Origin of the sequence: Streptomyces albipurpureus, from assembly GCF_023701525.1 — a bacterium.
GTDB lineage: Bacteria > Actinomycetota > Actinomycetes > Streptomycetales > Streptomycetaceae > Streptomyces > Streptomyces albipurpureus.
Genome location: NZ_JAMQAW010000076.1, coordinates 1 through 11247 on the forward strand (window position 1 = coordinate 1; position 11247 = coordinate 11247).

General features: G+C 69.2%; 10 protein-coding genes. 4 read left to right on the forward strand and 6 right to left on the reverse strand.

Annotated elements, in window-relative coordinates:
• Window positions 1-468: 468 nt before the first annotated feature.
• Genes NBG84_RS35405 through NBG84_RS35420 form a run of 4 tightly spaced genes read right to left on the reverse strand, consistent with a single transcriptional unit; the run spans window position 469 to window position 4543 of the window.
• On the reverse strand, window positions 469-936 hold the full coding sequence (locus NBG84_RS35405; protein ID WP_250923805.1) for a VOC family protein: 468 nt from the start codon (window positions 934-936) through the stop codon (window positions 469-471).
• 57 nt (window positions 937-993) lie between these two features.
• Window positions 994-2397, reverse strand: coding sequence for an amidohydrolase family protein (locus NBG84_RS35410; RefSeq protein WP_250923806.1), 1404 nt, complete (start codon window positions 2395-2397; stop codon window positions 994-996).
• A complete protein-coding gene (locus NBG84_RS35415; protein ID WP_250923807.1) occupies window positions 2394-3494 on the reverse strand; it encodes a class I SAM-dependent methyltransferase in 1101 nt (366 codons plus the stop codon). The genes NBG84_RS35410 and NBG84_RS35415 overlap by 4 nt, the downstream gene beginning before the upstream one ends.
• The gene (locus tag NBG84_RS35420) at window positions 3491-4543 is read right to left on the reverse strand and encodes a zinc-binding dehydrogenase (RefSeq protein ID WP_250923808.1); all 1053 of its coding nucleotides are present in this window, start codon (window positions 4541-4543) and stop codon (window positions 3491-3493) included. Before NBG84_RS35420 ends, NBG84_RS35415 begins: the two co-directional genes overlap by 4 nt.
• A 1241-nt stretch (window positions 4544-5784) precedes the next feature.
• Here NBG84_RS35420 and NBG84_RS35430 point away from each other — a divergent pair.
• From NBG84_RS35430 to NBG84_RS35445, 4 genes are read left to right on the forward strand one after another with little or no spacing between them, the layout of a single operon-like run.
• Complete coding sequence (locus NBG84_RS35430) at window positions 5785-6645, forward strand: fumarylacetoacetate hydrolase family protein (RefSeq protein WP_250923809.1); 861 nt, start codon at window positions 5785-5787, stop codon at window positions 6643-6645.
• Between the two features lie 28 nt (window positions 6646-6673).
• On the forward strand, window positions 6674-7828 hold the full coding sequence (locus NBG84_RS35435) for an amidohydrolase family protein (RefSeq protein ID WP_250923810.1): 1155 nt from the start codon (window positions 6674-6676) through the stop codon (window positions 7826-7828).
• Between the two features lie 39 nt (window positions 7829-7867).
• A complete protein-coding gene (locus NBG84_RS35440; protein ID WP_250923811.1) occupies window positions 7868-8641 on the forward strand; it encodes an HpcH/HpaI aldolase family protein in 774 nt (257 codons plus the stop codon).
• The gene (locus tag NBG84_RS35445) at window positions 8638-8994 is read left to right on the forward strand and encodes a cupin domain-containing protein (RefSeq protein WP_250923812.1); all 357 of its coding nucleotides are present in this window, start codon (window positions 8638-8640) and stop codon (window positions 8992-8994) included. Before NBG84_RS35440 ends, NBG84_RS35445 begins: the two co-directional genes overlap by 4 nt.
• Before the next feature lie 398 nt (window positions 8995-9392).
• Here the strand turns inward: NBG84_RS35445 and NBG84_RS35450 are convergent, their stop codons facing one another.
• A complete protein-coding gene (locus NBG84_RS35450; protein WP_250923813.1) occupies window positions 9393-10190 on the reverse strand; it encodes an IclR family transcriptional regulator in 798 nt (265 codons plus the stop codon).
• Between the two features lie 185 nt (window positions 10191-10375).
• On the reverse strand, window positions 10376-11247 hold an 872-nt coding region (locus NBG84_RS35455), incomplete at its 5' end, for an NAD(P)/FAD-dependent oxidoreductase (protein WP_250923814.1).

Sequence of the window (11247 nt, forward strand, 5' to 3'; positions counted from 1 at the left end):
CCCTTCACACGGTCGCACAGAATGCGAGACGGTGTATCTCAATGCGTGACGGAATGATGACCGCGCCCACCCCGGATGCCTACGGTCAACCGTGGCGACGGCCACCGGCGGTTTGTCGTCCCCGCTGGTTCGGCTCGGAGTGTGGCGGGACGAGCCACCCGTAGGCCGACCTGGCCGAACTGATGTCGTCCGGGATGGTGCCGCGCACGAGCGGATCGGCGGTCAGGTGCTGGTGCGCGTTGATGAACCCCGGCACGGGAACCCGGCGCGAGGGTGTGGTCCCGCGCGTCGAGCTCGGCCGGGCCGGTTAGCGCCGCCGCAGGCTCTCGACCGACCCGATCCCTGCGATCAGGCCGCCGGCGCCGGCGGTCCCGGCGCTGGCGGCGGCCTGTCGGCTCGCGTCCATGGTCATGACATCACCGCCGATGACCAGCGGGTCGGTCGAGGAGCGTGCGGCCGGCTCCGTACTCAGCCCCAGAGCTCCTGGATGGTCGAGAACACCTTCTGGTTGTGCGAGAACTCGATCGTGTTGCCGTCGGGGTCGTTCACGGCGCAGATGTACCCGATGTGGGCGGCCATGTCCACCGGCTCCCACCGCAGGTTGCCCGTCTCGCGCGCCTTCGCCGCGACCTCGTCGACGTCCGCACGGTTGGGCAGCTCCATACCGAGGTGTGCGAACGGCGCCAGCGTCGGCACCTTCTCGCCCGGCTCGATGCCGAAACGTGCCCCGACCTCGGGAATGAACTCGGCCAGGACGAGAACGAAGGCCGAGTCGACCTGGCCCTTGTTCGACAGCCAAGCGCTGCGCCCGTTGCTGTCCACGTTCTTGGTGACCAGCACCAGCGGGGTGAGGTTCTCGTAGAACTCGATCGATCGATCCAGGTCGCTGACCGGGACGGCGATGTGGGTCCAGCGGGGTTCGGTCAGTTCTGCCATGGTTCGGCTCTCCTCATTCATTCGTTCTGTTCGTTCCGACCGCGACGCGTGGTGCGGTCAGATGGTGGGCCACTTGGCCCGGTTGGGCAGGCCGGAGCGGGCCACGATGCCCTCGCCAGCGGTCTGGGCGCGGCGCAGCAGGTCGTCCTCGTCGATCGTTGTGCAGCGGTAGTCGTCGACGACGCGCCGCCCGTCGACGAACACGGTGTGCACACCCCGCCCATCGGCCGACCACACGAGTTGGTTGGCGACGTTGTGCAGCGGCCGCCACTCCGGGCGGTTTGTGTCGTGCAGGACCAGGTCGGCCTTCTTGCCCGTCTCGATGGAGCCGATCTCATGCTCGGCTTGGAGCGCGCGGGCACCGTTGCGGGTGGCCATCGCGAAGGCGTCCTCGGCCGGGAAGATCGTGGCGTCGCGCCGGGCGTCCTTGAACAGGCCGGCGACCAGATAGGTCGCGCGCATCAGGTCGTGGTAGTTCGAGGCGTTGTTGCCGTCGGTGCCGATCGCCACGTTCACTCCGGCGGCCACCATCTCGGGGAACTTGCCGATCTGGGTCACGCCGTAGGACACCTTGAGCGCCGTGGTCGGACAGTGCGAGATGCTCGTCCCGGTCCTGGCGAGCAGCGCCACCTCGTTGTCGTCGACGTGGACGGCGTGGGTCAGGGTCACGTTCTGGCCCAGCACGCCGATCTCGTCGAGGTGCACCATCGGCCGCTGCCCGAACATCGCGAGGAACCCCTCGGGGTCCATCGCCGCCGGCGACATATGGGCGCTGAACCCGGTGCCGCACTCGATCGACAGCCCCTTCGCGGCCCGCCACAGCTCGTCGCTGCAACAGGTGTGGCCGATGATGATCGGCCAGGCCTGGATGCGGCCATTGGCCACCGAACCGTATTTGTCCATCGTGTCGTTCAGGCGCGAGATCGCCTGCGCGGTCGACAGGCGCAGCACCTCCGGCTCGGGTACGAGATCCCATGCCCACGGCCCGACACGGGCGCGGATGCCGATCTCGGTCAGGGCCTCGACGACCGGGTCGATAAACCGGATCGTGCCGGCTTCGAGGAACGAGGTCGTTCCGCTCTTGAGCATCTCCAGCGCCGCGAGCTGGGCCGAGATGTGCTCGTCTTCCTCGGTGTAGTGCGTGTGGATCGGGGTGAGCCACTCGAAGACGTTCTCCAGGAACGGGGTGTCGTCCGGGACGAAGCCGCGCGTGAGCGGCTCGCCGGTGATGTGCACATGGGTGTTGATCAGCCCTGGGGTGACGACGAAACGCTCACCGGCGATGACGGTGTCGCTGTGCCACTGGGAGGTCACGTCGGCGGTCTTGCCGACGGCCACGATCAGATCGTCCCGGATGGCGACCGCGCCGTCGGTGATCACATGGCGGGAGTCGTCCATGGTGACGACGAGGGTGTTGACGATCAGGGTGTCGGCGAACGAGGTGGAGTTCGGGTTGTTCACGAGGTGACCTCCGGGGTGCGGGAGCGGATGAGGCGGATGTGCTGGCGCGGCACCGGTTCGAACGAGTCGACCAACTCGGCTCCGGCCTCTTCGGCCCACGCGCGCAGGTCCGCGACCGTGACACCGAGCCCCGCTGTCGAGGCCAGCATCGTCAGTGACAGCAGCAGTTCGTGGCGCGCGGCGATGCACGTGGCGCCGCGGTCTTCGCCGTCTTCGGCGCTGTCGTCCTGTCGGGCATGGGCCGGGTCGGGACGCGTGTAGTCGACGACCACAACGACCCCGCCCGCACCGGCCAGTTCGACCGCGCGGGCGAGCAGCCGCCGGGCCCGCTCGGCCGGCTCGGCCCGCAGCACGTGTGCCAGGACGACGACATCGGCCGAGGCGACCGGGAGCGCGACCTCAAGGTAGTCCCCGGCAACGGCGATCACCTGTTCACGCAGCCCCGCGTCCGTGGCCGCCTGCTCGGCGATCGGCAGTACGTTCGGCCGGTCGACCGCGATCACCGTGCCGTTCGGCCGGGTGCGCAGCAGCGCGGTCAGCCACGCCCCCGAGCCACAGCCGAAGTCCACGATCGTCGGCTCCTCGGGCCACAACCCGCGGCGCTCCAACTCGGTTGCGACAGCCGTCGCCACGCCGGTCTGGGTCGGTCCGGTCGCGCGCACGAGCGCCGGGTACAGCTCGGCCAGCTCGGCTGTCACAGCCGGCTCGGGTGCGCCGGTGCGAACGGTGTCGGCCAGGCGCGGCCAGGCCTCGGGCGGCCCGGGCGAGTACCGCACGAGCGCTGCCATCGAGGCCGGCGCCGTCGACACCAGATAGCGCTCGGCCGCGGGTGCGAGCCGGAAGCGATCCTCCTCGGCGGCGAGCAGGCCGAGCGCCACGAGGGTCTCGGCGAGCACCGTCACCTTGCCTGGTTCAGCCGCACCGATCGCTGCCGCCAACTCTGCGGCATCCAGTCCGGACCCTGACTCGGCGTCCTTGGCCAGCGCGTCGAACAGACCGAGGTCGAGCGCGGCCGAGAGCGCCCAGTAGGAGGTGAAGCCGTTGATCACGTCCCACACCGGCGCCGGGCTGACCGGGGTGGAGTCCACCGTACTCATGGGCGCAGCACGATCTTGCCGGTGGCCTTCCGCGACTCCATCCGCTCCTGTGCCGCCGCGGCATCCTTCAGCGGGAACTCGCTGTCGATCGGAGTGCGGAACGTCGAGGCCCAGTAGGCGTCGAGCATCGTGGCGAACTCGCGGCGGTCGTACGGGTCCGAGCCGAGTAGTTGCAGGCCGAAGTGGTAGGCGTACACCAGGTCGAACTCGGCCCGGTTTCCGGTGGTGTTGCCGAAGAACACCAGCCGCCCGCGCGGCGCGAGGCTGTAGATGCCGGTGTTCCAGGTGGCCGGGCCGACGTGATCGAGCACGAGGTCGACGCCCCGCCCACCGGTCGCCTCACGCGCGGCCGCCACGACGTCGCCGGTCGTTGAGTTGACCACGACGTCGGCGCCCAGACCGCGGGCGTACTCGACCTTCGCGTCCGAGCTGACCGTGGTGATCACGCGGGCACCACTGGCCTTGGCCAGTTGGATCAACGCGGTGCTGACACCGCTGCCGGCCGCGTGGATCAGCACCGTCTCGCCGAGCCGGACCTTGCCGATCTCGATCAGCGCGTGCCAGGCCGTCATCCAGATCGTCGGCACGACGGCCGCCTCGACCAGGTCGACCTCGTCCGGTACATGGTGCACATTGGCCGCCGGGGCCAGAACGTACTCGGCGTATCCGCCGGCCAGGGTGGCGCCGATGACACCTGTGCTCGGGCACCTGCCGTCGGCTCCGTCGACGCAGCTCTGGCAGTGATCGCAGGGCACGGCCGGATTCACCACGACACGCGCGCCCTCAGCGAGCACGATTCCGCTACCCGCCCGCCCGGAGCCTGCCGGGCCGACCGCAGCGATGGTGCCCGCGACGTCCATGCCCGCCACGTGCGGTAGGCTGAACCCGGGGATCAGGCCGGGCCCGCGTCGCTGGAGGACGTCGAGGTGGTTGAGCCCGCAGGCTGCGACGCGGACGAGTACCTCGTCCGGTCCCGGCTCGGGCACCGGGACATCGGCGACCTGGAGCACATCGGGACCGCCGTGCGTTCTATGGAGTACAACCTTCATGCGAGAGACCTCCGCTGGCTGTGGGACTTCGGTCACCGGCCAGCTCGTTGCACGCCTGGTCGGCATGCAACGGTCTCCGCAGAGCGCTGTAAGCGCTCCCCCGATCGGTTTGTTGCCCACCGATCGGATCGGCCCGAACGCTATGGCTGCCTGTCGGCGGTTGTCAATGGCCAGGACCAATCACATCGAATGCAACGAGTTCGGTGTGCAGTTGGTTGGTTCCCGACAGCCCGTGGAAGCTCGCCCGGCCGTTGATTCCGACCGGGCCGGGTGCGGCCCGCAGCCCGTGGTGGAACGCCGAACAGGGCTGCTGAGCCGTTGTTCGTGGCGATCATCTACCCGCTGGTCAGTGGGTTCCCCTGGCGAGAATTGCCACTGCGCTTCGGTCGAGGCCAACGGCCCAGCGCCGGTTTCTGATCTGGTCCCGGGCCGGTCTTTGGGGCAGGCCGCGCGAACGCGAAGCGTTCCCGCGCCGATCCGATGACGCCGATCCGATGACGCCGATCCGATGACGCCGATCCGATGACGCCGATCCGATGACGCCGATCCGATGACGCAGGCCCCATCGGTTTCTCCATCGGTGTCTCCAGCAACGTCAGGGCGGGAACGCGAAGGCGAACAGACAGGTCCGCCGCGTGGGCTGGGCTGGGCCAAACCGGGTCGGCGCCTGCGCTGCCCACCTTCACGACAGCGAAAGTCCAACGCGCCATGCGATACGCCCCCACCGCGGCACTTCAGGCCGCAACGTCCGTCTGCCGACAAGGCCGGCGGCATCCGACCCGCGGAAAGGGTCGGACGGCGAGTCCTTGGCAAGGTCACCGCCGGCAAGGCATCGACTCCAGCGAACGATCGGGCCGCCGTCGGTGAGGGTTGAGTGCACGACCTCTCCCTGTCCGCAGCGGTAGCCACCGCGTCGACCTGGCCTTTCTCTGCGCCGTCGCGGCCCTGCGCGGTGGCCGACGGCTCCTGCGGCCTCGCCACGGAGGTCACCCCCAGCCCGCCACCACCTCGACAGCCCTCACCGTGTTCTCCGCTGGCAACGGCCCCGTGCCACCCGGGGCGTCTCCCTCTTCGCCTCCGCCGTGCTCCCCTCACGCACTGCACGGACTGCGGTACAGCGGCGCGGTGTTGGCCCTCCAACCCCCCGTCCAGCTCTTGCGCGGACGGGGTCCCCGGCGCCCCTCAGCCTGGCCTTTCGTATCACTTGACATGATGCCGTCTCGCATTGAAAGATGCTCGCCATGCAAGTAGTGACGACACAGGCCGGTCTTGGCCGGATCGAGGACGGGGCGTTTGCCCTGCTGGACACTGCTTTTCCGCACATCGGCGCGGTCCTCGAACAGGAGGGCTCGCTGCAGTGCCTGGCGTCCTGCGCGGTGCGCCGGCGCATCCCGCTCGACGAGATCACACCCACCGCACTGCTGGGTCGTCCCCACGCGGTGTGGGGCGTCGGGCTCAACTACCTGTCGAAGGCGGCCAGGGCCGGCCGGGGAGTGCCCGAGCAGCCGATCCTGTATCTGGCCGCGTCGTCTGGCGTGTCGGTTCCCGGCGCACAGGTGGTTATCCCACCGGCCGTGACCGAACCCGACTACGAGGGGGAGATCGCGATCGTCGTCGGGCGCCGGCTGCACCAGGCGACCGAGTCAGAAGTCTGGCCCGCGATCGCCGGCATCACCGCCGCCAACGACATGACGGCGCGTGATGTCATGCGCACCACGGGCATCCCCGCCCTCGCCAAGAGCTACCCGGGGTTCACACCGCTGGGCCCGTCGCTCCGCACCCCCGACGACCTCGCCGACCGTGCTGCGATCCGGGTACGGACCCAGGTCAACGGCGAGCTCCTGCAAGACGACACGAGCGCCGGGATGATCTTCCCGATCCCTGACCTGCTCAGCAGGCTGTCGTGGTTCGCCGCGCTCGAACCCGGCGACGTCGTCCTCACCGGAACCCCGGCCGGCACCGGCCAGGACCGCGCATGCTTCCTCGCCGACGGCGACGAGGTACGAGTCGAGGTGGACGGCGTGCTGCCCCTCGTCACCCGCATCGCGCGTCCCCTGGACGCCGCACCGCGTGATCACCGGCTGACCGCACCGGTCAGCTGACCGCCCCTCACCCTGGAGGCCCACACCGATGTCCAATTCCTCCGTGCCGTCCTATGACCTCGTCCTGGCCGGCGGCACCGTCATCGACCCGGCATCGGCCACGAACGCCCGGCTCGACGTGGCGATCAGCGGTGACCGCATCGCCGCGATCGGCGATGGCCTGGCGGCGAACGCGGCCCGCACGATCGACGTCAGCGGCTCTACCGTGCTGCCGGGCCTCGTCGAGGGCCACACTCACATCTTCCAGTACGTATCCGCCGTCGGCGCCCCTGCCGAGGAAGCCCATCTGCGCCGCGGCGTGGTCGCCGCGGCGGATGCCGGCACGGCCGGCGCCTCGACGTTCGCGGCCTTCCGCAAGCTGGTGGTCGAGCCGAACCCGATGCGCATCGTCAACTTCCTCAACGTCTCGGTGCTCGGTCTGATCGACTTCCGGTTCGGCGAGCTGTTGAACCCGGACACCCTGGTCGTCGAGGACGCGCTCGCGATCGCCGAGGCCCACCCCGACATCGTGCGCGGCTTCAAGATCCGTCTCTCCGAGGACGTCGTCGGCGAGAACTGGGAGTCGTTGCTGAAGAAGTCCCTGTCGCTGGCCGAACAGGCCGGTCTACCGCTGATGCTGCACATCGGCGAGACCTCGGAGCCGCTGCCCATCGTCCTGGACTACCTGCGCCCCGGCGACATCGTGGCGCACTGCTACACCGGCAAGCCGCACGGGATACTCGACGGCGACCGTGTGCAGCCCGCCGTGGCCGCCGCGCGTGAGCGCGGCGTGCTGTTCGACTCCGCCCACGGCCGGAGCAACCTCAGCTTCGAAGTGGCGCGCCGGGCGATCGCGGACGGATTCCTGCCCGACGTCCTCAGCTCCGACACCAGCGCACGCAACTGGCGCGGCCCGGTGTTCGATCTGCTCACCAGCATCTCCAAGCTGGTCGCGCTCGGCGCACCGCTGGAGGAGTGCGTTCGCCGGGCCACCGTCGCGCCGGCGCAGCTGCTCGGGCTCGATACCGAGGGTTACGGGCGTCTGGAGGTCGGTGGCCGGGCCGACGTCACGGTCGTCACCGAGACCGAAGAGGTCACACTGCCGGACGCCTCGGGCAACACGATCGTCGCGCCCCGCCTGGAGCCGACCGTGGTGCTGCACGGTGGCGCCGAGGTCGACATCGTGCCGTGGCGTGGTCTGTAGTCGGCCTCACCCACCCGCACTCTTCGAGGAGGCGATCCGGTGACCGCCGGTGATGTCCATCTGTTGCGGCGCCGACTGCGAGCGGCCCTGACGGCGGGGAAACCCGCCGTCGGTACGTTCGTCAAGCTGGCGTCGCCCGACGTGGTGGAACTGACCGCGGCGGCCGGGTTCGCGTTCGTGGTCGTCGACCTCGAACACTCCACCCTCACCGAGCGGAACGCCGTCGACCTGGTGCGCCACGCGGACGCCTGCGGCCTACCGGCCCTGGTTCGGGTGCCAGAGGTGGACGCCCCCGTCATCAACCGACTCCTGGAGGCCGGGGCGGCTGGAATCCAGCTCTCGATGCTCACCCGCGTCGCCCAGGTCGAAGCGCTCGTGGCGGCCGCCCGGTTCGCTCCGGTCGGCCGCCGGTCGGTGAGCCTGGCCAACAGGGCCGCCCGGTTCGGCGCGATCCCGCTGGCTGGGTTCCTGCGCGCCGAGCAGGACGACCCGCCGGTGCTTGTGGGCCAGATCGAGACGGCGGGGACCGACCCGCTGCCGGATCTGGTCGCCGCTCTCGACGTGTGCTTCGTCGGCAGCACCGACCTCGCGGTCGATCTGGGGCTGCCGGCGGACCCGGCGGTGCTGCGCGCCGCGGTGAGCCGGGTGAGCGGCGCCGCTCGTTCGGCGGCGGTGGCGTTCGGCGGCTGGGCGCCGACCAGGGGCGCCGTGGCGGAGCTCGGTCTCGGTGACGCCGGCTACCTCGTAGTCGGTTCGGACCTGCAGATGTTGGCGGCCAGCCTGCGGGCGACCGCCGGAGAGGGAAAACAGTGAGCACACGCAACGCAGCACTGTTCAACACCACCGTCAACTGGGACGAGCTGCCGGTGACCCAGGTGCGGGCGGGGGTTCGCCGCCGCGTCTACGCGACGGACGAAGTGATGATCTGCCACCACGAGCTTGAGGTCGGCATGGCGCTCAACCCGCACCAGCACGAGGACTTCGACCAACTGGTCCACATCGCCGAGGGGCGTGCGAACTACTACGTGGACGGTGTCGCGCACGATATGCGTGCGGGATCGTTCCTGCTCGTACCCCGCGGCAGTGAGCACTACGTGGAGCCGACCGAGGCCCCCTGTGTGAACATCGACTTCTTCGTTCCGCCGCGGGCCGACCTGCTGCCCTGAGCGGCGCACGGATTGCCGCGGCACGCGGTAGTGCTGGCGGGACGGTGAGCGTCGCGGCGCGAGGCTGCGACGCTCCGGTGTTCTCCGGGCGCAGGCGTCCGCGACCTACCGGGACACCGCAGGTCGCGGACCGGGCCGCGGTGTGGTGGGGAGATCCCGCACAGACGGTGTCGCGCGCCCGTTCGGCAAGTCGTGTCGCCGCTCTCGTGGGAGGAGAGGGAACGCGAGGCACCGCCGCCCGGCAGATACCGGGCGGCCCGTACGTCTGCTCCGGAGACCGGCTGCCGGCGCACTCTCACTTGGCCGAGAGGCAGCTGCCCGCACCGGCCACACAGCGCAGGTCACGACAGAGGGCCCACCGCGTCCGCGGTGGGCCGGCCACTGCTGCCGCAACCGAGTCAGCCGCCGTTGGGTGTGCCGTCGGATGTGCCCAGCCGCTGAGACAACGCACGGGCGGTCTCCAACAGTGCCTGGGCCATCGGCGACTTGACGTCATCGGGCACGGTCACCGCCGTGCCGACGATCGCCAGTGTTCCGCTGATCTTGTCCCCCTCGAAGATCGGCGCCGCGATGGTGCGGACTCCGTTGACCGTGGGGGAGTTGACCGAAAGACCGTGCAACCGGATGGCGTCGAGCTCTTCGGTGAGCTCGGCCGACCTGCGGACCGAGCGCGGCAGTACCGGGACCTGCTCCGGGGGCAGGAGCGCGAGGAAGACACGTCCCTGTGCCGATGACGTGAGATTCAGACGCGAGCCGACCCGGACGCTGATGCGCACCATGTGCTCGGTGTTGTCCACCGAGCGCACCACGGTCGCGGACTCGCCGTCCCAGACCGACAACACGATCGTCTCGTCGATGCGCCGGACCAGTTCCTCCATGTACGGCTCGGCGGCGGCGACGATCGGCAGGCCTGCCCGGGCCGCCGAGGCGAGCGTGAGCACCTGGGGGCCGAGGGAGTACAGCGAGGTGCGCTCGTCGTACCGCAGGAGGTTCGCTGCCCGCAGTGCCTTGGTGTAGCGGTGCGCGGTCGCCTTGCTCGCCCCGAGACGCGCGGTGATCTCGTTGAGGCTCATATGCGGCTTGCCGACCGTGAACGAGCCGAGGATCAGCGCCGCACGCTGCACCGTCTGGATAGTCGGGGCGGTCCTGTCGGGACCGCCCTGCTCGCCGGTGCCGTGCTGCACCTTCGTGGCCATGAATTCCACGCTCCTGTCCATGCTCAGTCAAATCGGTAAGGGCGTCAAATGAAACGCTGTCTTGTATAACGTCATGGTAAGGGGGTGCGGGGGTGTTGCGGTGCCCAACGGGGAAGAGCGGTGGCGGTGAACGGGAGGACGGCTGGCACCCGCGTTACTGCTGCCGTTCACCGCATGGTGGGGGTCTATGTGTCGGTGGAGTGTCCTGGTGTGGTGGAGCGGGTGGGGTCGAGGGTGGTGGTGATGTGGTTGACGGCGAGGGCGGCTTCGCCGAAGCCGATGGCGATGAGGTTGACTTTGCCGTCGTAGTCGGCGATGTCGCCGGCGGCGAAGATGTGTTGTTGGTTGGTGCGCATGGTGGGGTTGACGAGGATGCGTCGTCGGCGTAGTTGGAGTTGCCATTGTTCGATGGGTCCGAGGTCGGCGATGAAGCCGAGTGCGGCGACGATGGTTTGGGCGGGGAGGGTGATGTGGTTGCCGTTGGTGTGGGTGATGGTGACTTCTGAGAGGGTGTTGGTGCCGGTGAGTTTGTGGACTTGGTAGGGGGTGAGGATGCGGATGGTGGAGGTGTGTAGTTGTTCGACGGTGCGTTGGTGGGCTCTGAATTGTGTGCGTCGGTGGACGAGGGTGACGGTGGAGGCGATGGGTTCGAGTGAGAGGGCCCAGTCGAGTGCGGAGTCTCCGCCGCCGATGACGACGACGTCTTGGTTGGTGAGTTCGTTGAGGCGGGGGACGAAGTAGCGGAGTCCTCGGCCGAGGTATTCGGTGCCGGTGGGGAGTTCGCGGGGGGTGAAGTTGCCGATTCCGCCGCAGATGAGTGCTGCGCCTGCGGTGATGTGGGTGCCGTTGTCGGTGGTGGCGGTGATGCCGTGGCCGGTGTCGTTGAGGTGGGTGACGCCGTGTCCGAGGAGGTAGGTGGGGTTTGCTTGGTTGGCTTGTTGGGTGAGGCGGTCTACGAGGTCTTGGCCGCGGATGGCGGGGAAGCCGGCGACGTCGTAGATGAGTTTTTCGGGGTAGAGGGCGCTGATTTGGCCGCCTGTTTGGGGGAGGGCGTCGG

Bases quoted from the DNA above. Each gene is read 5' to 3' on its own strand.
- NBG84_RS35405 (WP_250923805.1), bottom strand. From the start codon at position 936: ATGGCAGAACTGACCGAACCCCGCTGGACCCACATCGCCGTCCCGGTC.
- NBG84_RS35420 (WP_250923808.1), bottom strand. From the start codon at position 4,543: ATGAAGGTTGTACTCCATAGAACGCACGGCGGTCCCGATGTGCTCCAG.
- NBG84_RS35415 (WP_250923807.1), bottom strand. From the start codon at position 3,494: ATGAGTACGGTGGACTCCACCCCGGTCAGCCCGGCGCCGGTGTGGGAC.
- NBG84_RS35450 (WP_250923813.1), bottom strand. From the start codon at position 10,190: ATGGCCACGAAGGTGCAGCACGGCACCGGCGAGCAGGGCGGTCCCGAC.
- NBG84_RS35435 (WP_250923810.1), top strand. From the start codon at position 6,674: ATGTCCAATTCCTCCGTGCCGTCCTATGACCTCGTCCTGGCCGGCGGC.
- NBG84_RS35430 (WP_250923809.1), top strand. From the start codon at position 5,785: ATGCAAGTAGTGACGACACAGGCCGGTCTTGGCCGGATCGAGGACGGG.